General features: G+C 72.9%; 22 protein-coding genes. 16 read left to right on the top strand and 6 right to left on the bottom strand.

Annotated features, from left to right (window positions below):
• Positions 1-48 precede the first annotated feature (48 nt).
• The gene (locus tag COUCH_RS12785) at positions 49-990 is read right to left on the bottom strand and encodes a cellulose binding domain-containing protein (RefSeq protein ID WP_249612301.1); all 942 of its coding nucleotides are present in this window, start codon (positions 988-990) and stop codon (positions 49-51) included.
• 247 nt (positions 991-1,237) lie between these two features.
• Here COUCH_RS12785 and COUCH_RS12780 point away from each other — a divergent pair, with 247 nt between their 5' ends.
• A complete protein-coding gene (locus COUCH_RS12780; protein WP_430640976.1) occupies positions 1,238-3,346 on the top strand; it encodes a SpoIIE family protein phosphatase in 2,109 nt (702 codons plus the stop codon).
• A gap of 10 nt (positions 3,347-3,356) precedes the next feature.
• A complete protein-coding gene (locus COUCH_RS12775; RefSeq protein ID WP_249612300.1) occupies positions 3,357-4,031 on the top strand; it encodes an HAD family hydrolase in 675 nt (224 codons plus the stop codon).
• Here the strand turns inward: COUCH_RS12775 and COUCH_RS12770 are convergent, their stop codons facing one another.
• Positions 4,032-4,841, bottom strand: a complete 810-nt coding sequence (locus COUCH_RS12770) for an SDR family oxidoreductase (RefSeq protein ID WP_275980098.1) — start codon at positions 4,839-4,841, stop codon at positions 4,032-4,034.
• Between the two features lie 38 nt (positions 4,842-4,879).
• On the opposite strand from COUCH_RS12770, the gene COUCH_RS12765 reads away from it, so the two are divergent.
• From COUCH_RS12765 to COUCH_RS12715, 11 genes are all read left to right on the top strand, one after another.
• Entirely contained in the window at positions 4,880-6,181 is a 1,302-nt protein-coding gene (locus tag COUCH_RS12765; RefSeq protein ID WP_249612298.1) for a cation:proton antiporter, read from the top strand.
• A 152-nt stretch (positions 6,182-6,333) separates the two neighbouring features.
• The gene (locus tag COUCH_RS12760) at positions 6,334-7,116 is read left to right on the top strand and encodes a VOC family protein (protein WP_249612297.1); all 783 of its coding nucleotides are present in this window, start codon (positions 6,334-6,336) and stop codon (positions 7,114-7,116) included.
• A 42-nt stretch (positions 7,117-7,158) separates the two neighbouring features.
• On the top strand, positions 7,159-7,368 hold the full coding sequence (locus COUCH_RS12755) for a DUF3072 domain-containing protein (RefSeq protein WP_249612296.1): 210 nt from the start codon (positions 7,159-7,161) through the stop codon (positions 7,366-7,368).
• Between the two features lie 102 nt (positions 7,369-7,470).
• Positions 7,471-7,707: a helix-turn-helix domain-containing protein gene (locus COUCH_RS12750; RefSeq protein ID WP_199513626.1), complete on the top strand. Its 237-nt coding sequence runs from the start codon at positions 7,471-7,473 to the stop codon at positions 7,705-7,707.
• 4 nt (positions 7,708-7,711) lie between these two features.
• On the top strand, positions 7,712-8,332 hold the full coding sequence (locus COUCH_RS12745) for a Clp protease N-terminal domain-containing protein (RefSeq protein ID WP_249612295.1): 621 nt from the start codon (positions 7,712-7,714) through the stop codon (positions 8,330-8,332).
• A 40-nt stretch (positions 8,333-8,372) separates the two neighbouring features.
• Entirely contained in the window at positions 8,373-8,795 is a 423-nt protein-coding gene (locus COUCH_RS12740; RefSeq protein WP_249612294.1) for a hypothetical protein, read from the top strand.
• A gap of 14 nt (positions 8,796-8,809) precedes the next feature.
• Positions 8,810-9,298: a nucleotidyltransferase domain-containing protein gene (locus COUCH_RS12735; RefSeq protein WP_249612293.1), complete on the top strand. Its 489-nt coding sequence runs from the start codon at positions 8,810-8,812 to the stop codon at positions 9,296-9,298.
• 20 nt (positions 9,299-9,318) lie between these two features.
• Positions 9,319-9,924, top strand: a complete 606-nt coding sequence (locus COUCH_RS12730; protein WP_249612292.1) for an HAD-IA family hydrolase — start codon at positions 9,319-9,321, stop codon at positions 9,922-9,924.
• A gap of 52 nt (positions 9,925-9,976) precedes the next feature.
• Complete coding sequence (locus tag COUCH_RS12725) at positions 9,977-10,513, top strand: MarR family winged helix-turn-helix transcriptional regulator (RefSeq protein ID WP_249612291.1); 537 nt, start codon at positions 9,977-9,979, stop codon at positions 10,511-10,513.
• Positions 10,514-10,524: 11 nt separating this feature from the next.
• Positions 10,525-11,496, top strand: coding sequence for a pirin family protein (locus tag COUCH_RS12720; RefSeq protein ID WP_249612290.1), 972 nt, complete (start codon positions 10,525-10,527; stop codon positions 11,494-11,496).
• A 353-nt stretch (positions 11,497-11,849) separates the two neighbouring features.
• Complete coding sequence (locus COUCH_RS12715; RefSeq protein WP_249612289.1) at positions 11,850-12,548, top strand: DUF4241 domain-containing protein; 699 nt, start codon at positions 11,850-11,852, stop codon at positions 12,546-12,548.
• 468 nt (positions 12,549-13,016) lie between these two features.
• Here the strand turns inward: COUCH_RS12715 and COUCH_RS12710 are convergent, their stop codons facing one another.
• Together COUCH_RS12710 and COUCH_RS38870 are read right to left on the bottom strand one after the other, a co-directional pair.
• Positions 13,017-14,531 carry a hypothetical protein gene (locus tag COUCH_RS12710; RefSeq protein WP_249612288.1) on the bottom strand — a complete coding sequence of 505 codons (1,515 nt, stop codon included), beginning with the start codon at positions 14,529-14,531 and terminating at the stop codon, positions 13,017-13,019.
• Between the two features lie 135 nt (positions 14,532-14,666).
• Positions 14,667-14,795, bottom strand: a complete 129-nt coding sequence (locus COUCH_RS38870; RefSeq protein WP_267910118.1) for a hypothetical protein — start codon at positions 14,793-14,795, stop codon at positions 14,667-14,669.
• A gap of 98 nt (positions 14,796-14,893) precedes the next feature.
• On the opposite strand from COUCH_RS38870, the gene COUCH_RS12705 reads away from it, so the two are divergent.
• From COUCH_RS12705 to COUCH_RS12695, 3 genes are all read left to right on the top strand, one after another.
• Positions 14,894-16,471, top strand: a complete 1,578-nt coding sequence (locus tag COUCH_RS12705) for a phospholipase D family protein (protein ID WP_249612287.1) — start codon at positions 14,894-14,896, stop codon at positions 16,469-16,471.
• A gap of 71 nt (positions 16,472-16,542) precedes the next feature.
• A complete protein-coding gene (locus COUCH_RS12700; protein WP_249612286.1) occupies positions 16,543-17,892 on the top strand; it encodes a sensor histidine kinase in 1,350 nt (449 codons plus the stop codon).
• Entirely contained in the window at positions 17,889-18,554 is a 666-nt protein-coding gene (locus COUCH_RS12695) for a response regulator transcription factor (RefSeq protein ID WP_249612285.1), read from the top strand. Before COUCH_RS12700 ends, COUCH_RS12695 begins: the two co-directional genes overlap by 4 nt.
• Positions 18,555-18,589: 35 nt before the next feature.
• Here COUCH_RS12695 and COUCH_RS12690 read toward each other — a convergent pair whose 3' ends face one another.
• Entirely contained in the window at positions 18,590-19,861 is a 1,272-nt protein-coding gene (locus COUCH_RS12690) for a methyltransferase domain-containing protein (protein WP_249612284.1), read from the bottom strand.
• Between the two features lie 77 nt (positions 19,862-19,938).
• Entirely contained in the window at positions 19,939-21,183 is a 1,245-nt protein-coding gene (locus COUCH_RS12685; protein WP_249612283.1) for a phosphotransferase family protein, read from the bottom strand.
• Between the last annotated feature and the right edge of the window lie 29 nt (positions 21,184-21,212).

Here is a 21,212-nt window from a genome sequence, read left to right as displayed (position 1 = left end):
GACCGTCAGGGAACCGCAAGAATGTCCCGGACAAAAGCACCGAAGCGGTCAGGAGCAGGCGTTGCCGTCGATCCGGCACCCGCCCGGCAGCCCGGTCAGCGTCCCGTCCACCGTGAAGGTGAAGCTGAGCGAGCCGCCTCCGGCGATGGGGTCGCCCGTGAAGGTCACCGTCTCCCCTTCCTGGCTCGCGGACGCCCCCGAGGCATCGACCCGGTTGCCGCCCGGCACGGTCAGCGTGACCCTCCAGCCGGCGTTCGCGGAGTCGCCGGGATTCCGTACGCGGACCTGTCCGCTGTATCCCGTCCAGCCCGACTCGCCTTCCTCGGCCGTGTACGTGAAGGTGGCCTCCGCCGGGAGGGGACGCTGCGGAAGGGACGGCGCGGCGGGCAGGGTGGGCGCCGGATCCGCCGGGGCCGGGGGTGTCACCGTGCCGGCCGGCAGATCCGGTACGCCCGGAGCTGCGGGCCGCGTCGTGCGACGGGGAACCCGGGCCGCCGGGGTCGTGGTACGAGCCGCCGCGGTGGTCGTCGGGTCGACGGTCGGCGCCGGGCTGATCGTCGCGCCGGTGACCGGGTCCACGCCGGGCAGGGCGGGTTCGAGGTTGAGCACGCCGTCGGCGGGGACGGTCGTCGCCGTGACGCGCGGGGCCGCGACGGTGTCCGGGCCGGAGCCGCCGAGTGCCGCATATCCGACACCCAGCCCGGCCAGGATCGCCAGGACCCCTCCGGAGATCACCGCCATCCGCATCCGACGCCCGGGTACGCCCGGCCGTACGTGGGAGACGATCGGGGCCGGCTCGTCGGAGAACAACGAGGCATGAGCGAACGGATCGGACTCGGGCCACGGCGAGGCGGCCGGGACGGGCCGCACGGAATCCGCGGGAGCCCAGGGAGCAGCCGCCGACGGCGCCGCGTCGGAATCGAGTTGTTGCAGCTCAGCGACGTATCCCATGACGCCGCGGCTGGGCCGGGGCCGCCACGTTTCACTCACGCGCGGACTATAGGGCAGCCAAGATCGAACGGCCGAGCCCTGTTTCGTCGCCGCCTCGTCGCGGACAGTGAGGCCACGCGGGGCGACGAAGCCGTCCCACCCGCACGTACCCGGCAGAATCGGACGTCCGGCTGGTGCCCGGATCGTCCGAACGGCCGAGGCGGGCTACGCTCAGTCCATGGTCGGCATGGGGATACCCTCCGCGATGACGACGGTGACGGCGGTGACGACAGCGAGGACGACGGCGATGACGGCGCTGCCCGACCCGTCCGACGTGGTGACGCAGCGTCCCCCCGGCTGCGCTGAGCTGGTGGCCGCGCACCCGTGGGAGACCACGTCGCTGGGCCCGATGGCGAGCTGGGACCCGATGGTGAACGCGACGGTCGAGGTGGTGCTCGCCTCGCCCGTGCCGATGGCGCTCGCCTACGGCGACGACTACGTGCTCATCTACAACGACGCGTATGCCGAGGTCATCGGCGGGAAGCATCCCGGGGCGCTGGGCCGGCCGGCGGCGGAGGTGTTCGGCGACCTGTGGCAGACGCCCGGGGTCGGCGGGGTCATCGACGACGTCTACCGCAGCGGCCAGTCCTTCCTCGAGGCCGAGACCCAGATCGCGGTCCCGCGCGGCGGTCAGGTCGAGCAGGCGTCGTTCACCAGGGGCCATTCCGTCGTACGCGACCAGCACGGTTCCGTGGTCGGCGTCCTCACGGTCGCGGCCGAGACGACGCAGGTGACCCGGCGGCTGCAGAGCCTCGGCGAGCTGACCGCCCGGCTGGCCTCCGCGCTCACCATCGACGACGTGGCCCGGGTCGTGCTGTCGTACGCGATGTCGTCGTTCGACGTGGACCACTGCGTGTTCGCGGTCGACGACGGCGCCGGCTTCCGGTACGTACGGCGCATCCGCGGCGAGATGATGGACGAGGCCGACGAGCGCCTGCCGCCGCTGTGGAAGCGGATCGGCAACGACCCGGCGTTCCCGCTGGTGGTGGCGGCGCTCAGCGGCCGCCCGTCGTTCCAGCCGGACGGCGCGCCGCTGGGCAAGGTGGCGACCGACCGGCACGAGCGCCGGATCCGCGCGCTGGCCGCGATGCCGCTGCGGACGCCGTCGCTGCACGGCGCGCTGACCATGGGCTACCGCACGCCGCACACCTGGCTGCCCGCCGAGCGCGCCCTGCTGTACGCGGCCGCCGAGCTGGTCGCGCAGGCGGCGGAACGGGCCCGGCGGTTCGAGGCGCAGCACGGCACCGCGCAGTTGCTGCAGCGCAGCATGCTGCCGGAGCATCTGCCCGAGCTCGACCGCTTCCGCATCGCCGCGCGCTACGACGTGGGCGTGGACGGCAACGCGGCGGGCGGCGACTTCTACGACGCGTTCGAGCTGGGCGACGGGCGCCTCGCCATGGTGCTCGGCGACGTGGCCGGTCACGACGTACGAGCGGCCGCGGTGATGGGGCAGGTCCGCGCCGCCCTGCGCGCGCTGGCCCTCACCGACCCCGCGCCCGGAACCGTCCTGGCCGGGCTGGACCGGCTGGTGGGCTCGCTCGGCGCGGAGTCGCGCAACGAAGAGATCTTCGTGACCGTCGTGTACGGGGTGCTGGACCAGACGGACGGCACGATCACCCTGGCCAGCGCGGGCCACCCGCCACCGGTGCTGCGCCGCGGCGACCGTGAGCGGGCAACCGCCGAGCTGGTCCCGTTGCCGCCCGGGGCGCCGCTGGGCCTCGGCGGCTCGTGGCGGACCACCACGGTGCGCCTGGACCCGGGCGACACCATCCTGATGTTCAGCGACGGCGTGGTCGAGCGCCGCGACCGTACGCTCAGCGCCGGTCTGGAAGCCCTGGTGGCGGCCACCGCGGAGGCGGCCAGCGGCGACCCGCGCAACCTGTGCTCGCTGGCGACGGCCGCCGTACCCGGGCGTACGGATGACGACGTGGCCGTCCTTGCCGTGGAGCGGGCCGTCGCGCTGAGCCGGTCCGCGACGATGCTCGTGCCCGCGGAGCCGACCGGCCCGAGCCGGGTCCGGCAGTGGATGACGAACCGCCTGCGCGACTGGGCGGTCCCCGAGCCGGTGATCGGCGCGGCGATCCTGTGCACCAGCGAGCTGACCACCAACGCCCTGCTGCACGCGGGCACGCCGGCGCAGGTGCACATCGACCTGAGCGCGGAGCGGCTGCTCGTCTCGGTGGCCGACGAGGGCACCCGGGGCAGCGTCACCCGGGCCCGCACGGACACCCTGAGCAGCAGGGGCCGCGGCCTGGGCCTCATCGAGGAGCTGAGCGACACGTGGGGCACCGACCCGGCGGTACGCGGCTCCACGGTCTGGTTCGAGATGTTGATACCGCCCGCCGAAACGGGGTAATCGCCTTGGCATGACAGCCAAGCGCGGAGTGCTCTTCGACGTCGACGGGACCCTGGTCGACACCACCTACCTGCACGCGGTCGCCTGGTGGGAGGTGCTGCGCCAGCACGACCGGGACGTCCCGATGGCGGAGATCCACCGCGGGATCGGCATGGGCTCGGACCGCCTGCTCGACCACCTGCTCGGCGAGGACCGCGACAAGAGCGACGACGAGACGATGTCGTCGGCCCACGACGTTCTGTACGGCGCCTGGTGGGAGCGGCTGCGGCCGCTGCCCGGGGCCGCCGACCTGCTCCGCGCCTGCGCCGACCGGGGGCTCGCCGTGGTGCTGGCGTCGTCGGCGAAGGCTCCCGAGCTCAAGCAGCTGCGCCGGGTGATCGGCGCGGACGAGGTGATCACCGCGGCCACCTCGTCCGCGGACGCCGAGGAGAGCAAGCCGGCGCCGGACATCCTGCAGGCCGCGCTGGAGCAGTCGGGCGTCGACCCGCAGCAGGCGGTGTTCGTGGGCGACGCGGTGTGGGACGTCAAGGCCGCCGGCAAGCTCGGCATCCCGTGCATCGGGCTGACCTGCGGCGGCACCAGCGCCGCCGAGCTGCTCGACGCCGGCGCGGTGGAGACGTACGAGAACCCGGCGGCCCTGCTGGCCGCGCTGGAAGAGTCGGCCATCCAGAAGCTGATCGCCTGATCAGGGGCGGCGCCAGTCGTCGCTGGTGAGGTGGCTGCCGGCCTGCGGCCCCATGCCGAGCATGCCGCCGTCGACGGGCCAGGACGCACCGGTCACATAGGACGCCTGCGGGCTCGCGAGGAACGCCACCACCGCCGCGATCTCGCGGGCGTCACCCGGGCGCCCGAGCGGTACGCCGGGCCGCCGCTGCGTGTGCGGGTCGACGTCCTCCTGACCGGTCATGGCCGTGGCGATCTCGCCGGGCGCGACGGCGTTCACGGTGATGCCGTGCTCGCCCAGCTCCTGCGCCATGACCTTGGTCAGCAGGCCGAGTCCGCCCTTCGCGGCGCAGTACGCGCCGGCGCCGACCCGGGGCGCGGTCTCGTGCACGCTGGTGATGTTGATGATCCGGCCGCCGCGTCCGGCCGCGATCATGCGACGGGCGGCGCGCTGGGCGCACAGGAACGGCCCGTCGAGGTCCACCGACAGCACCTGGCGCCACTGCTCCCAGTCCGTGTCGACGACGGGCGTGGCGATGCCCGTACCGGCGCAGTTGACCAGCACCCCGATGCCGCCGAGCGCGTCGGCCAGATCGTCGACCACGTCGGCCGCGCCCGGCAGCCGGGTCAGGTCCAGGGAGCGGATCTCGGCGCGGCGGCCGGCCTTGCGGACCTCGTCGGCGGTGCGCTGCGCGTGCTCGGTGTCGCGGTGCCGGGTGATGCCGACGTCGTACCCGTCCTCGGCGAGCGCCACGGCGATCGCCCGCCCGATTCCCGACTCGGAACCGGTCACGACGGCCACACGGGGGTGGTTGGTGCCTCGCGAGCTCATGGCTGCCGGTTACCCGGCAGCCCCGCGCGCAACCACGCATGTTTCTGCCCGTACGCGGGCAGTTCCCGGTGGTGCAGCTGTCCGACCTCCTCTTCGCCCTGCTCGGCGTCGGGGCCCTGCTGGCGGGCATCCTGCCCCGGGTCCTCGAGCGCCGCCCGCTGTCCATGCCGATCGTGTTCCTGGCGCTGGGCATGGTGCTCTTCGCCGTACCCCTGGGGTTGCCGGACGCCGATCCCCTCGCCCACCCGAAGCTGACCGAGCACCTCACCGAGGTCTGCGTGATCGTCGCCCTGATGGGCGCGGGCCTGAAGATCGACCGGCCGCTGAGCCGGCGCCGATGGGCCTCGACCTGGCGCCTGCTGGTGATCGCCATGCCGGTGACGATCGCCGCGGTGGCGCTGCTCGGCTGGTGGTGGGCGGGGCTGGTGCCGGCGGCGGCGCTGCTGCTCGGCGCGGCCCTGGCGCCGACCGACCCGGTGCTGGCCGCCGACGTCCAGGTCGGCGAGCCGACCGACGAGGAGGATTCCGAGGACGAGGTGCGGTTCGCGCTCACGTCGGAGGCGGGCCTCAACGACGGGCTGGCCTTCCCTTTCGTGTACGCGGCGATCGCGATGGCCACCGCCGCCGTCACCCACGAGAGCTGGCTCGGCGACTGGGTGCTGAGCGACGTGCTCCACAAGGTCGGCGTCGGGGTGGCCGGCGGCCTGATCGTCGGCAGGTCGCTGGGCCGGCTGTTCTTCCGCGCGCGGAACAAGACGCTGCGCCTCGCCCACCATTCCGAGGGTTTTCTCGCCGTGGCGGCCACGTTTCTGGCGTACGGGCTGGTCGAGGTGGCCGGCGGCTACGGCTTCCTCGCGGTGTTCATCGCAGCCCGGGGCATCCGGTCGGCGCAGCGTTCGCACGAGTACCACCAGGTGCTGCACGACTTCGCCGAGCAGATCGAGCGGCTGCTGACGGTCCTGCTGCTGCTGTTGCTCGGTGGCGCGGTGGTCAGCGGGCTCCTGGCGCCGCTCACCTGGCCGGCCGCGCTCGCCGGCCTGGCGCTCGTGATGGTGGTGCGTCCTCTGTCGGCATTCCTGTCGCTGCGCGGCGCACCGGGCCATCGCGCGGAACACTGGGTGATCGCATGGTTCGGAGTTCGTGGCATCGGCACGTTCTATTACCTGGCGTACGCCACGAGCCACGCACAGTTTCCCCATGCGGATGTCGTATGGGCGACAGCGGCATTCGTCGTCTTGGTGAGCGTGGGGTTGCACGGTGTCGCGGCGACGCCCGTGATGCGGCTTCTGGACCGATACAACGAACGAACCCGCACCCCGGAAGAGAAATACTCTCAGTAATTGGCGTTGCTCTGAGTAATCCCGCCTCCGCGGAACCGTAGTTTATTTAGGACATTGAACCCGGGTGTAGTGGCGGAGCGTATTCATGGCTGTAAGGTGATCGGCATCTCTGTTGGCCGGTACTCCAACTTGGAACGACGAAAGGTGCCGCCATGCGTATACGGGGCTTTGCGCCGGGCACACCCTGCTGGGTCGAGCTGGCCAGTGCCGATCCCGCACGGGCGGCGGAATTCTACGCCCGCCTGTTCGGCTGGGAGCCCGCCGGCGACCGGTTCAAGCTGGGTGGGCGCGCCGTCGCCGGGCTGACCCGGGCCCGCCCCGACCGGCCCGCGGGCTGGCTCACGTACCTGACCGAGCACAACCTCGAGTCGTCGATCATGCGGGTGCGCGAGGCCGGTGGCCGGGTCGTGGCCGAGCCCGCCGAGGGCCACGGCGGGCGCTCCGCCGTCATCGCCGACCCGGCCGGCGCGGTGCTGGGCATCTGGGAGCCGCGCGGCTTCACCGGCGCCCAGGTCGGCGGCGAGGCCGGCACGATGACGTTCCCCGAACTGCTCACCGACGACTCGGTGGCGGCGGCCAACTTCTACGGCCAGGCGTTCGGCTGGCTGCTGCGCGACGAGTACGGCAGCGACGGCACCCGCGGCGAGTGGATCACCACGGCGCACGACGCGATGGCGGGGCTCGCGCCCAGCCGCGGCGGCAGCTGGTGGCGGGCCGCGTTCCAGGTCGCTGACTGCGTGGAGACCCTCGAGGACTGCCGGGCGTACGGCGGCACGGTGGTCTCCGGAGCCCAGGACATGGGCTTCGGCACGTACGCGGAGCTTCTCGACCCGTGGGGTGTGCCGTTCTCGATCGCCGCGCCGGCGGCGATCCCGATCGAGCTCACCATGTCTTACACGCCGAATTCAGGCATGGAGCTGACCTTCGGCGGGTAGTGGTACGTCTGTTCGAATGATTGTCATCGAGGAGGCGGCGCCATGGCGGCGAGCGAGCAGGACACCGGATCGAACACGATCAAGGACCCGGCCGACTGGACCACCGGCGACGAGCCGGCCACCGGGGCGCAGAAGTCGTACCTGAACACCCTGGCCTCGGAGGCGCACGAGGACGTGCCGGAGGAACTGACCAAGGCCGAGGCGTCCGAGCGCATCGACGACCTGCAGGAGAAGACCGGCCGCGGCCGGTGACCATCGCCTGAAAGAGGGCCGGCCCACCCGGGCCGGCCCTCTTTTTCGCCTGTGGCGTCAACCGAGGTTGACAGTCCTCCCGTGTCAACGTAGGTTGACAGCATGACCGAAGCAACCGATCTGGCCGCCGCGGCGGGCAGCGCCGACCCCCGGGTCGGGCTGCGCGCGGTCGTGGCGCTGCGCCGCCTCCTGGAGGGCCTCGAGCACCTCCAGGTGGCAAACGCCCGCCGGAAGGGCTGGTCCTGGCAGGAGATCGCCGACGCCCTCGAGGTGACCCGCCAGGGCGTGCACAAGAAGCACGCGAACCGGATGCCGATGCACGATCCACGGGAGGACTGAAGAGATGTTCGAGCGATTCACCCACGCCGCCCGGGACGTGGTCGTCCGCGCCCAGGCCGAGGCGCGCGACCTGCAGCAGTCCCCCATCGGGACCCAGCACACCCTGCTGGCGCTGCTCGCCGACCCGGACGGCGCGATCGCCACGGCTCCCGCGCTGCGCGACAGACAAGTGGACGCCCGGTTCGTGCGGGCGGAGATCCTGCGCCTCGTCGGCCCCGCCCCGACGGCACCCGACCCGCTGCCGGACTCCGACGCCGAGGACAAGGCCGCGCTCAAGGCCATCGGCATCGACCTGGACGCCGTACGCCGGGCGATCGAGGAGAACTTCGGCCCCGGATCGCTGCGCCTGCCGCGCTCGCCCGCCCCCAAGCGGAAGGGCGTGCTGCGCCGGTTCTACGGCAGCTCGGGGCACGTGCCGTTCTCGCCTCGCAACAAGAAGGTCCTGGAGCTGGCGCTGCGGGAGGCGCTCCGCCTCAAGCACAACTTCATCGCGCCGGAGCACATCGTGCTGGGCATGGTGCGCGAAGGCAGCGGCCTCGCCATCCAGATCCTCGCCGAGCGCGGCGTCGACCTGGACGACCTGCGGTCCGACATGACGCGTTCGCTGAAGTCGCAGGCCGCCTGACCGGGCCTAGTTTCCGCCGCCGCGGGGTACAGGCACGCCCATGACGTACCGGGTCGAGTACAACGGCGACGACATCGAGCTCGCCACCCTGGACGCCGCCCTGGACAACGCCAAGCACGCGATCGCCGACGACGTGGGCCCGGTCAGCGGCTGGGCCGTCGAGCACGACGAGACGATCAACGACTGGTTCGTCCAGGGCGTCCGCGACGGCCGGGCCGTCGGGCCCACCGCGGTGGTCACCGGGCCGGAGCCGACCGTGGCGGCGCAGACGTTCCCGCGCCACGCCCCCGCGGCGGCCGAGGACGCGGCACGGCGCATGACGTTCACCGGCAAGACGCCGGCCGAGGCGCTGGAGATGGCCGCGGGCTGGCTGGCCGGCCGTCCCGAGGTGGTCGACGTCGACGACGTCGGCTGGCATCCCACCCGCACCGGATATGAGGTACGGGTCTACTACCGGATCTGACTACCCTGCCCCGTGTGACAGCGTCCGAGGATTACGCCCGGTTCGTCCAAGCCGCCACCGCCGATCCGGGCGTGCTCGGACTGGTTCTGACCGGCTCGCACGCCCGGGGCACGGCGACCGCCCATTCCGACCACGACGTCGTGCTGGTCGCGGCGGACGGTCATGAGCCACGGCGTACGGCCACACTCGACGTCGCGAAGAGCCGCCGCGACGGAGACCCCGTGGCCGCGCGGCTCGACGAGGCGGAGAGCACGTCGTGGCTGCTGACCACGGTCTTCGCGCTGCACGGGCGGCTGCGGCCGTACAACAAGTGCCTGCGGTGGGAGCTGGAGACGTACCCGCTGGAAGCGCCGTGGGACGCGACTCTGCCCGAGCGCGTGGCCGCCGATCCCGTCTCGCTCTTCCCCGCCGTCGCGCGGCTGGCACGCGAGCGCGGTCTCGGAGACGTCCTGGACGGGTGGGGAGACGACCTCGCGCTGCTGCCTCCACTTATACTCGCTTGACGAGGATATTGGGGGCGCACGTGGATCTGACCCGCATCGAGGCCGTGCTCTTCGACATGGACGGCACTCTCGTCGACTCCGACGCCGCCGTGGAACGGGCCTGGCGGGTCTGGGCCGGCGAGCACGGCGCCGACCCCGCGACGGTGCTGGAGATCGCGCACGGCGCGCCGGCCGAGCGTACGGTCCGCATCATCCGCCCCGATCTGGACGAGGCCGGAGTGACCGCCGCCGCGGCGCGCCAGCTGGAGCTGCAGTACGACGACCTGTCCGACGTCGTGGCCACGCCCGGGACTGCCGAGCTGCTGGCCGCCCTGACGCTGCCCTGGGCGGTCGTGACCAGCGCCGACGTACGCCTCGCGAAGGCCCGGCTCGGCGCTGCCGGGATCGCGGCACCGGTGCTGGTCACGGTCGAGGACATCACTGCCGGCAAGCCCGACCCCGAGGGGTACGTGCGCGGCGCCGAGCTGCTGGGCGTGGCACCGTCGCGGTGCCTGGTGGTCGAGGACGCCGAGGTGGGCGTGACGGCCGGCCGGGCGGCGGGAGCGACCGTGGCGGCGCTCAAGGGAGTGGACGGGGACATCGCGATCCGGGACCTGCACGAACTCGCCCGGCTGCTCGGCCTGTGACCCCGGTCGCGTACCCCTGGTATTTCAGATTTTAAAGAGTTAGCGTCGGGACATGGCCGAACCGCTCGACGCCGCACAGCAGGCCTGCTGGCGCGCCTACATCGAGAGCAGCTGGGCGCTGCAGACCCGCCTCGAGGACGACCTGCGCGCGGCCACCGGCCTCAGCATGGCGGACTACCACGTGCTGGTGGTGCTCTCGGAGGCACCGGGACGCCGGCTCCGCATGGGCGAGCTCGCCAGCCGGATGGTCTTCTCGCCCAGCCGCGTCACGTACCAGATCACCTCCATGATCAAGCGCGGCCTGGTCCGCAAACAGAGCTGCCCGGCCGACGGCCGCGGCCAGGAGGCCGTGCTCACCGACGCCGGCATGGCGGCGCTGGTCGCCGCGGCGCCGCTGCACCTGGCCACCGTCCGGGACAGCTTCATCGACGACCTCGACGACACGGAGATCGCCGTCCTCGCGGACGTGTTCTCCCGGCTCGGCGCACGCCTTCGGCCCGGCGCGCCCTCCGCTTCCGCTTCCTCCGGCCGCACCTCCGCCACTTCCTCGTCTTCCGGCCGTATCTCCCGGCCGGCCACCACCGCCTGAAGGGGGCTGCCATGCCCGCGATCACCGTCGACGACGTCCTCGTCCTCCCCCGCCTGCCCCGGCTCGACGAGGCCACCACCCGCTACCGCCCGGTCCGCCGCCTCACCACCGCCCCCACCGGCTACGAGGGCGAGGGCTTCCCGGTCCGGCGCGCGTTCGCCGGCGTACCGCTGAGCGAGCTGGACCCGTTCATCCATCTCGACCAGATGGGCGAGGTCGACTACGCGCCGGGCGAGCCGAAGGGCACCCCGTGGCACCCGCACCGCGGCTTCGAAACCGTCACGTACATGATCGACGGCACGATGGACCACCAGGACTCCAACGGGGGCGGCGGCACCATCACCAACGGCGATACCCAGTGGATGACCGCCGGCGCGGGCATCCTGCACATCGAGGCCCCGCCGGAAAAGCTCGTCATGAGCGGCGGCCTCTTCCACGGCCTGCAACTGTGGGTGAACCTCCCCCGCACGGCCAAGATGATCGCCCCCAAGTACCAGGACATCCGCGGCCGCGAAGCGGCGCTGCTGACCACCCCGGACGGCGGCAGCCTGATCCGCGTCATCGCCGGCACGGTCGCCGGCCACGACGGCCCCGGCTCCACCCACACCCCGATCAACCTCGCCCACGTGACCCTCCAGCCGGGAGCGCAACTCGACCTCCCCTGGCAACCCGACTACAACGCCCTCGTGTACGTCCTCGCCGGCCGCGGCACGATCGGCACGGACCGCCGGCCCCTGCAGTCCGGCCAACTCGCCGCCCTCTCCGCCGGCGACGCGATCCGGGTGGCGGCAGACGCGGACCAGGACAGCAACACCCCGGCGATGGAGCTGTTCATCCTGGGTGGACGCCCGATCCGCGAGCCGGTCGCGCACTACGGGCCGTTCGTGATGAACACGCGGGAAGAGCTCATGCAGGCGTTCGAGGACTATCAGAAGGGCCGGCTTGGGGTCATCCCGGCGGAACGGCTGCCGCACACAAGCTGAGCCGGGAGACCAGTTCCTTGACGTGGTGCGCGGCGCCGGGCCACCTCACGGTGCCCGGCGCCGCGTCCCTCCCGTTGCCCGGGACCGGCTCATCTCGCCTTGCGCGGTGCCCGCTCACTCGCCTTGGGCGGCATTGGCTTACCCCGCGTTGGGCGACGCTGACTCGTCTCGCGTGCACGGGCCAGGCTCACCTCCCGTTGCGTGGCGCTGACTCATCTCCCCCTGCGCGGGAGTTACTCACCTCGCCTTGCGCGGGCCGGCTCACGTCGCGTGGCGCGGGGTGAGTCGCGTCGCGTTCCGGCGCGTTCGTGAGGCCCGCGGTTTTGTCGGTGGTCGCCGATAACCTGCGGGGCATGGCTGTGGACATCGGCGAGATGCTGGACCGGCTCCTGACCGAGGGCGCGCGACACTCCGACGACGCCCACGACTACCAGCTGACCATGGTTCCACTCGGCGACGTGACCCTCCCGACGGGCCGCGTCGTCGCCTGCGACCCCCTCGCCCGCACCGGCGAGGCGCTGCCCTTCACCGTCGGCGTGCCTCCGGGGCGCTACCCGCTCCGCGCCTGGGTCGCCGTCGCATACCTGGCCGTGCGGGGGCTCCCACCGTCCCACAGCCTCGTGACCGTCCCGGCACACCCCGGGCCACCGCTGCGCAACCGGGTGGAGGCGAACAGGCGAACGGCGGCCCTCCACCTCGTCATCCGCGACGAGCCGATCACATCGTGGGAGCCGGCGGTCGTCACGGGCCCGGCTGAGCTGGACGAGGACGGCTTCGTCGTGCACCCCGTCGACACGGGCCTCGCCACGCTCACCGATGAGCGGGCGCTGAAGGCTTTGTCCACATGGGACTACGCGGAGGTCGAGGAGACGTTCGTGCCGTCCGTGCCGCCCGAGGTCCCCGGGATGGTGGGCGCAGTGACCGATCCCGCGACCGGCGCCAACGTGGTGGCGGTCGAGCCAGGGTGCGGCGACGGGGCGTATGCGAGCTTTGTGGGGCGTACGGCAGCCGGAGAGGTGGCCGCCTTCGTCACCGACTTCCGCGTGATCTGACAGCACCCGGGGCGGGCCACGGGCATGGCCCAGCCCACTCCGGCCGTCAGCGGCGTGCCGACGAACGGCAAGGACGACGCGGTCGACCACACCGGCGCCTTGCCGAGCGAAGAAGCCGCCCCGGGACGTGGGTCAGCAGCACCCGAGCCACGCCGAGGGGCGGCCAACCGTGCAGCCGGAACACGTCGCCGGACGCCGACGCTCGGACGCCGACACCCGCACGCCGACACCCGCACGCCGGAACACCGACGCCGGACGCCGCTGAAGCCGACCGCCGCCCTGAGTCCGACACCCCCTGCCCGACGCGCGCCGCCGTGAAGCCAGCCGACCGGCCCAAGTCCGACGCCCCATGCCCGACGCCCGACGCGCCGCCGCTGAAGCCAGCCGACCGGCCCAAGTCCGACGCCCCCTGTACGACGCGCGCAGCCGGATGGCGGACGCCCGACGGCCGGGCCGGGGTCGACGCGGTCAGTTCGGGAAGCTGTTCGGGTCGACGTCGCTCGTGGACGCGTTGCCGCCGATGATCGGGGTGAGCGTGATGGTCCAGATCGACGACGAGTACGACGTTGTCGTGAACTTGAACGTGTCGTCGAACTTGCTGAACGCGCAGTCCCGGGTGAAGCCCTTGCCGGCCTTGTCCCAGTCTTCGCCCGATGCCGTGTAGATGCGGTACGTGCCGTCGCGGATGCCCTTGGCCGTGAACGAGCCGCCGCCGCGGACGTACACGGTGAAGATCGGCTTGGGTTTCTTGCCCTTGGTGGGGACGAGCGAGATCGTCGTGTCGTCCGCGCCGTTCTTGATCTTCAGGTGGCCGAGGCCGCCCGTGCTGGTCCGCTTGACGAACGTCCCCGTCTTGAGGCGGCGGTTCTGTTCCTTCGGGGCGGCCGGCAGGAATGTGCCGAACTTGTACGCGGGGTCCGCGGACGCGAGCTTCCGGGCGTCCGCGCGCAGGTTGTCCGCCCAGCCGGACTGGAGCACCGAGGTGTACGGCGACGCCGCGGGGCAGTCCTGCTTGGTGCTCGCGGTCTCCTCCACCATGTCACCGAGGCTCTGCAGCTCGAGGGTCAGCTGCGCATGCGCGGCCGCGACGGCCGGCGGGGGCGTGGTGGCGCGCAGCTTCTGTGCCTCGGCGCGGATCGAGCCGGCCGCCGCGGGTGCCGCCCTGGCGAATGCGGCGTCGTCCGAGGTGTTGAGCTTGCCGAAGGTGGCCTTGATCGCGCTGTCCGAGCCGGCCAGGAGCTGCGCGTACTGCTCCTTGGTGACCGGGCCGGAGGTGGTGGCGCCGGTGGTGGCGGTGATCCGCCGGGGGTCGGCCTGCGGGGTGTCGTCGTCGCCGCTGGTGATGAGGCGGATCGCGCCGCAGCAGCCGACGATGAGGACCGCCGCGAGGGCGATGCCGATGATCTGGTTGCGCCGGCCGGTGCGCGGGGTGGCCTGCGGCGGCCCGGCAAACGCGGGACCGGGACCGTAGCCGGGCGGATAAGCACCGGGCGGATAGGCACCAGGCGGGTATGCACCGGGCGGGTATGAACCGGCAGGTCCGGGCGGATAGGCCCCGGGCTGCCCCGGTGGGTAGGCACCGGGCGCCCCCGGAGGAAAAGCACCGCCAGGCCCGGGCGGATAAGCACCGGGCGGATACGCACCCGGCGGATAAGCACCGGGCGGAGGAAACCCGCCCGGAACCGGAAAACCACCAGCCGGAGCCCCGGAAGCCGGCGGCCCCGAAGCCGGAGGACCGGAAGCAGGAGGACCGGAAGCCGGGAACGGAGGCGGCGGCGTGAACGGCGTCGACACCCGGATGGTCACCGCCACCCGGCCGGCCGGCGCGTCGACCCAGACCACCGCGCCGTCCACCGTGCCCGGCGGCACCGTCACGGTGAGCGAGCCGTGGGTGGGCGACCAGAGCGCCCTGGTCGTGCCCGTCGCCGCCTCCGCGGGCGGGACTTCGATCATTGCGCTGCTGAAAGCCGGCTCCCCCGTCATGACGACGAGTATGGATGACCCGTACGACAGGATGCTGCCCGGTTCCCGTCAGCCGGATCGCGCCGGAGGACAAGCCGGGCGCATCGGATCACCCCGGCCCGTCGAAAACGCTTCAGGGTGATCAAGAGCACAGCGTCAGGACATCAGGAACATGGCTCCGACGCCCAGGACGACCAGGAGCAGCATCGCGATCAGCAGACCGCGCTCGGAAGCGGCGGCGGCGTCGGTCGGGGTGGCGGTGGTGGCGAGGGGTTCGCTGCTCATCAGTGGTCCTTCACAAGGGGATTACCTGCGGCTCAGGGTGCGGGTGGCCGTCAAGGGGCCTACCGTGAGGGCGTCGTCGACCTCGGAAGGGCTGCCCCGTGTCACTGGAGGACTGGCTTCTGACTGCGGACGAGCGCGGCAACCCGGACTCACAGATACCCACCTGGTGCCGGGGAAACACCGCCGAACCGCTCTTTCACGGCGCAACGTATTTCGACCGGCTGGCGACCGAGGTGGAAACGCTGGGTGACGGCGACCATCTCTTCTTCACCGACTGGCGCGGCGATCCGGACGAGCGGCTGCGCGACGAGGGACCCACCATCGCCGAGCTGTTCTCCGCCGCCGCCAAACGCGGCGTCGTGGTCAAGGGCCTGCTGTGGCGCTCGCATCTGGACAAGATGCAGTACAGCGAGGAGGAGAACCGCAACCTCGGCGAGGAGGTCGAGGCCGCGGGTGGCGAGGTGCTGCTCGATCAACGGGTACGGCGGGGCGGGTCGCACCACCAGAAGGTCGTCATCCTGCGCCACCCCGGCGCTCCGGAGCGTGACATCGCGTTCGCCGGCGGCATCGACCTGTGCCACAGCCGGCGGGACGACGCCGACCACCGTGGTGACCCACAGGCGGTGACCATGTCATCCGCGTACGGTAAGAATCCGCCCTGGCACGACGTGCAGCTGGCGTTGCGCGGCCCGGTGGTCGGCGCGCTCGATCTGGCGTTCCGTGAACGCTGGAACGATCCCACGCCGCTGGACCAGAACGGCCCGATCTCGACGGTGACCGACAAGCTCAAGCACGCCGACCTGCGCGCCGACCGGTTGCCCCCGCAGCCGCCGGACCCGCCGGAATGCGGGCCGCACGACATCCAGGTGCTGCGGACATATCCGGCGATGCGCCCGCCGTACCAGTTCGCGAAGAGGGGCGAGCAGAGCATCGCCCGCGGCTACACCAAGGCCATCAAGCGGGCCCGGCGGTTGATCTACCTGGAGGACCAGTACCTGTGGTCCAAGGAGGTCGCGCAGCTGTTCGCCGACGCGCTCAACGACAACCCCGGGCTGCACCTGATCGCGGTCGTGCCGCGGCATCCGGACGTGGACGGCCGCTTCGCGCTGCCGCCCAACATGGTCGGGCGCGAGCAGGCGATCTCGCTGTGCCGCCGGGCCGCACCGGACCGGGTGCACGTCTTCGACGTGGAGAACCACGAGGGTACGCCGGTGTACGTGCACGCGAAGGTCTGCGTCGTGGACGACGTGTGGGCCAGCGTGGGCAGCGACAACTTCAACCGTCGCTCGTGGACACACGACAGTGAGCTCTCGTGCGCGGTGCTCGACCGTACCCGTGACGAGCGCTCTCCCACCGATCCCGCCGGGCTCGGCGACGGCGCGCGCGTCTACGCGCGCGATCTGCGGCTCGCGCTGCTGCGCGAGCACCTGGACCGGTCCGACGACCAGGACCTCGTGGATCCCGAGTCCGCCGTACGGGCGGTGAACGCGTCCGCCGATGCGCTGCGCGACTGGCACCGTGACGGCGAGAAGGGTCCCCGTCCGCCGGGGCGCCTGGTGCCGCACGAGACCGAGCGGCTCCCGTGGCACCAGCGGCTGTGGGCGATCCCGGCGTACCGGTTGATGTACGACCCGGACGGGCGTCCCTGGCGGGCCCGCCGCGCCGGCACCTGGTAGTCCTGGGTATACCCCCGGAACTATGCCTGGTGGGCTGGGGCCACCCGCCCCTGCCTGCCTACGGTGGCCCGGTGCCCACGCCAGAAGCTCCGCTGCGAGCCCTCCTGAACCGCCGGTACCTCGCCTCGGCGGGTCCCTGGCGGGCCCTCGTCTACGTCCTGACCACGCTGCCGATCGCCGCGCCGGTGAGCGCGGCCATGGCGGTGCTGGTCCTGCCGTGGCTGGCCGCCCTCTCGCGGCTCGTCGACGGCGACCTCCCGACCCGCAACGTCTTCGTCCTCATGACCGTCTCGCTGCTGCTCTTCACCGGGTTCGGCCCGCTGGCGGCCGTCCCGCTGGCCATGATCGAACGGGGCCGCCTCGCCCTCATCGACCCCCGGCCGCTGCCGTCGGCGCACGCACCGGCGCCGCAGGACCCCGTCCGATGGGTACGCACCCGCTACGCCGAGACCGCCACGTGGCGTGAGCTCCTGTACGCCGCCTTCCTCGGCCTGGTCGTCCCCGCGGTGTACGGCACGTACGCGCTGCTCGTCCTGCTCGACGTGGCGTTCGTGCTGAGCCCGTTCTTCGCGAGCTCCGGTACGGCCACCTGGACGTTCGGCGTGTTCACCGTGCGCTCCGCCACCGAGGCGCTGCCGTTCGCGGTTCTCGGCGTGCTGCTCGCGCCGGTCCTCGGGTACCTGTTCGGGCTGATCGGCGCCGGTCAGGCCGGGGTTGCACGCGCACTGCTCGGCGACCGTACCGGCGTCGCCCTGCGGGAGGTGGCCCGGTCCCGTGCCCGGCTGGTGGACGCGTTCGACCTGGAGCGGCGGCGCATCGAACGCGACCTGCACGACGGGGCGCAGCACCGGCTGACCAGCCTCACCCTGCACCTCGGCATGGCGCGGCTGGACGTACCCGAGGACTCACCCGCCGCCGGGCCGCTCGGCCAGGCCCACGAACAGGCCAAGGAACTGATGGTCGTGCTGCGCGACCTGATCTACGGCATCCGCCCGCAGGAGCTGACCGATCTCGGACTCCCGGCCGCATTGCGCGAGCTGGCGGGCCGGTCACCCCTGCCGGTCGCCGTCACGGTCGCCGACGGCGTCCCGCGCCCCTCCGAGCAGATCGAGGGCACGGCGTACCTCGCCGCGTCGGAGGCCCTCGCCAACGTGGTCAAGCACAGCGGCGCGACCAGGGCGGACATTCTGCTCGCCCGGGCCGGCGACGTCCTCGTCGTGGAGGTCCGCGACGACGGCGGGGGCGGGGCGGACCCGGAGCGCGGTACCGGACTGACCGGCCTGGCCGACCGGGTCGCGGCTGTGGGCGGCCGGCTCCTTGTGTCCAGCCCTGCCGGTGGTCCGACGCTGCTGCGCGTGGAATTGCCGTGGCGCTCTCCCGGCCTGGTCCTGCCGGCCGCGACCGCCCCGGGACGGGCATGAACGTCGGCGCGGCGGGCGGGATCCGGGTCGTGCTGGCCGAGGACGGGATCCTGCTGCGCGAGGGTCTGCTCGGCGTGCTGTCGCGGTTCGGCTTCGACGTCGTCGCCGCGGTCGGGGACGCCGAGGAGCTGGTCGCGGTGGTCGCGGAGCACACACCCGACCTGGTGGTCACGGACATCCGCATGCCGCCGGGTTTCCAGGACGAGGGGCTGCGCGCGGCGGTCGCGATGCGCCGGGTACGCCCGGACCTGCCGGTCGTCGTGCTCAGCCAGTACGTGCAGGACGAGTACGCGGCGGCGCTGCTGGACAGCGGCGACGGGCGGTCGGTCGGTTACCTGCTCAAGGACCGGGTCGCCGACGTTCGGGACTTCGTCGCGGCTCTGCGTACGGTGGCCGCGGGCGGCACGGTCGTCGACCCGGACGTGATCCGCCGCCTCCTGCAGCGCCCGAACGATCCCCTCGCGACCCTGTCGGGGCGGGAACGCGAGGTGCTGTCTCTGGTCGCCGAGGGCCACTCCAACTCGGCGATCGCGGCCCGCCTGTACGTCACGGAGGCGGCGGTGGGCAAGCACGTGGGCAACATCCTGGCGAAGCTGAACCTGCCGCCGGCGGAGGACACGAACCGGCGGGTGCTGGCGGTGCTCGCGTACCTGCGGGCCTGAGACGAGGCCCGGCCGACCGGCCGTGTCCGCGGGACCTACGACGCGCCGGTGTCCGGGCCGGCCCGGGGAACGTCGAGCGTCCAGCCGGCCGGGCACCAGATCGGCGCGCCCGGATCGCCGGCGAGCGCGAGGGTGATCCGCCACGCCTGCATCGGCGGGCGGCCCGCCGCCTCCCAGCGGTCGACGATGTCGGCGGCCTCCGCGGCGTACCGGCGCGCCTGCGGACCGCCGGCAGCGACCGCGCCGTCGGGCAGGATCGCCGCGCCACCCGTACCGGTCTCGTCGAGCAGGACGAGCGTGCTGCCGTTGTGGCCGATCACCGGGGCGTGGGTGGCCCGGATGCTCCACACCCCCGCCGCGTACCAGAGATCCCGGTACCCCAGCGAGTCGAGTGGCCGCACCCAGCGGGCGGGAGCGACCGGCGCGAAGTCGGCGAGCGCGCCCGGCGGTGCGGCCGGGTGGGTGCGCGGGTGGCCGGCCGCGAGCGGACCGGCGGCGCTCATGAAACCCGAGGGGCACACCACGGACGCGGTGACCGGACCGTCCGGGTGACCGCGCACGGCCAGCACCGGGTGGGTCCCGGCATGCTCCACCGGTACGACGATCAGCCCCGCGGCCCCGGACCCGGGCCGGCCCGACGACTCGGACCGGCCCGGCCCGCCACCTTGAGGACTGGCCGGCCCGGCGCCCTCGGGACTGGCCGGCCCGGCGCCCTCGGAGCCGGCCGGTCCGGCGTCTTGCGGTCCTGTCGCCACGGGAGGCTGGATCTGCCGGAGCCAGTGCGGGGACACGCCGGCCACGCCGACCGTGACGACGACTCGGTCGAAGTGGTCGCCCGGGGCTCCGGCGTAGCCGTCGCCGGCGTGGACGCGTACGGAACGGGCGCCCGCGCGGGTGAGCGCCGCCCGGGCCCGGCCGGCGACGTCGGGCTGGACGTCGATGCTGGTGACGTCCGCGCCGAGCGCGCTGAGCAGCGCGGCGTTGTAGCCGGTGCCGGCGCCGATCTCGAGGACGCGGTGGCCGGGCCGTACGTCCAGCGCCACCAGCATGATCGCCATGAGGGACGGCTGGCTGGAGGAGCTGACCGGCGTCGCGCCGTCGACCTTGGTGACCAGCACGTCGTCGCGGTAGACGATGTCGAGGAAGTCGGCGGCGTCCGGGGTGACCCAGGTGCCGTCGCGCCGCTGGAAGCCGTCCGTCACGAACGCTTCCCGGGGCACCGTCCGGAACGCCGCGGCCAGCTGCGGCGTCAGCGGCGCGCCGTCGCGGCGGAGCTGCTCGACGAAGCGGCGGCGCAGGTCGGTCACGCATTCACCGTAGGTCCTCCCCGCGCCGACCGCCCGCGCACGGTCCAGCCGGGCAGCGGGCCGCGGCGCACCGGCCCTCACTCGACCCGCGCGGCGGCGACCGCTGCGGTCAGCTGGTCCGGGACGTCCGCCTCGTGGTACGGCCGTTCCGAGTCCTCGATGTGGTCGAGGAAATTCTGGTAGACCGCCGCCGCCCGCAGCGCCGCGATCGGCCGGATCAGCGCCACCGCGGTCTGCGGCTCGCAGCCCGGCACGCTGCGCCGCCAGCGGGCCGCCCATTCGTCGATCAGGGCGGCTGCCTCCGCTTCCGGGAGATGGCCGGTGAGGCGCAGGATGTCGTACGCCGGGTGCGCCACGCTGGAGTCCCCCCAGTCGACGATGACCCGTCCCGCCGCCGATTCCCGCACGTTGCCGGGGTGCAGGTCGCCGTGCGCGAGGGTGTCCGGCAGGCCGCACGCGTCGATCGCCGTCAGCCGGGCGGGGAGCTCGTCCATCAGCTCGGCGAGGCCGTCGATCGCGTCCAGCCAGGGTGCTGCCACGCGGGCGATGCGGTCGAGCTCGAAGCGGTGGTCGGGCACGCCCGCGGCGAGCAGTTCACGCGTACGGGTGAGGTAGTGCTCCTGGAGCGAGTGGACGTCACGGGCGACGTCGGCGCAGAAGCCGGCGCCGGCACCGTAGCGGTCCTCCCCCGGCACGTGGGCGAGCAGCATGCGCCCGGCATCCCCGGCGGCCAGCAGGGTGGGGGTCAGCCCGGGTACGGCCGCGGGCAGCAGCCGGAGCAGCGGCGCCTCGTGGGCGAAGAAGACGGGGACCTGTTTGAGCCACGCCACCGGTTCGCCGCCCGCGTCGATGCGCCAGATGGCCGACAGGTTCCAGGTGCGCTGCTGCACCGCCACGGCGTCGTCGCGGCCGAGCTCCTCGAGGGCCCAGGCAACGGATGCGGCCGGGCCGCCGGGCACCGCCCACGGCGCCCGCCGCGGCTCCGGCGCGGAGTCCACATCCGCCGGGCCGAGGGACTCGAGACCGGACAAGGACACCGGATCGACAGGCGCAGCACCGGCCGACGGGGCCGGGTCGAGCGCGAGGGACGCCGTGCCGGGTCCGAAGGCCTCGGCGGCGTACGTGACGTGGCCGCCGGGCTGGGCGGGTCTCTCCGTGTGCAGCAGGCGCAGCACCGTCACGTCGATCCCGTGACGGTCGCGGACGGCCGCGACGATGTCGCCGACCTCGGGCCACCACGGCACTTCCACGTCGAAGGGCGGCAGCGCGCCGAGCACGCCGCCCCGCCCGTCGACCAGCACGAGAGTCACAGTTCTGCCCACGCGAGGAACCGTAGCCCGCCCACCCCGGT

It is taken from the genome of Couchioplanes caeruleus (genome assembly GCF_023499255.1).
Classification (GTDB): domain Bacteria; phylum Actinomycetota; class Actinomycetes; order Mycobacteriales; family Micromonosporaceae; genus Actinoplanes; species Actinoplanes caeruleus_A.
Note: the sequence above shows the minus strand (reverse complement) of the source record. Positions and strands in the feature narration are given on the sequence as shown.

Coding starts and splice junctions, on each gene's coding strand:
- COUCH_RS38870 (WP_267910118.1), bottom strand. CDS start 14,795: ATGAGCAGCGAACCCCTCGCCACCACCGCCACCCCGACCGACGCCGCC.
- COUCH_RS12745 (WP_249612295.1), top strand. CDS start 7,712: ATGTTCGAGCGATTCACCCACGCCGCCCGGGACGTGGTCGTCCGCGCC.
- COUCH_RS12750 (WP_199513626.1), top strand. CDS start 7,471: ATGACCGAAGCAACCGATCTGGCCGCCGCGGCGGGCAGCGCCGACCCC.
- COUCH_RS12755 (WP_249612296.1), top strand. CDS start 7,159: ATGGCGGCGAGCGAGCAGGACACCGGATCGAACACGATCAAGGACCCG.
- COUCH_RS12720 (WP_249612290.1), top strand. CDS start 10,525: ATGCCCGCGATCACCGTCGACGACGTCCTCGTCCTCCCCCGCCTGCCC.
- COUCH_RS12770 (WP_275980098.1), bottom strand. CDS start 4,841: ATGAGCTCGCGAGGCACCAACCACCCCCGTGTGGCCGTCGTGACCGGT.
- COUCH_RS12740 (WP_249612294.1), top strand. CDS start 8,373: ATGACGTACCGGGTCGAGTACAACGGCGACGACATCGAGCTCGCCACC.
- COUCH_RS12780 (WP_430640976.1), top strand. CDS start 1,238: ATGACGGCGCTGCCCGACCCGTCCGACGTGGTGACGCAGCGTCCCCCC.
- COUCH_RS12775 (WP_249612300.1), top strand. CDS start 3,357: ATGACAGCCAAGCGCGGAGTGCTCTTCGACGTCGACGGGACCCTGGTC.
- COUCH_RS12725 (WP_249612291.1), top strand. CDS start 9,977: ATGGCCGAACCGCTCGACGCCGCACAGCAGGCCTGCTGGCGCGCCTAC.
- COUCH_RS12710 (WP_249612288.1), bottom strand. CDS start 14,531: ATGACGGGGGAGCCGGCTTTCAGCAGCGCAATGATCGAAGTCCCGCCC.
- COUCH_RS12715 (WP_249612289.1), top strand. CDS start 11,850: ATGGCTGTGGACATCGGCGAGATGCTGGACCGGCTCCTGACCGAGGGC.
- COUCH_RS12760 (WP_249612297.1), top strand. CDS start 6,334: ATGCGTATACGGGGCTTTGCGCCGGGCACACCCTGCTGGGTCGAGCTG.
- COUCH_RS12695 (WP_249612285.1), top strand. CDS start 17,889: ATGAACGTCGGCGCGGCGGGCGGGATCCGGGTCGTGCTGGCCGAGGAC.
- COUCH_RS12765 (WP_249612298.1), top strand. CDS start 4,880: ATGTTTCTGCCCGTACGCGGGCAGTTCCCGGTGGTGCAGCTGTCCGAC.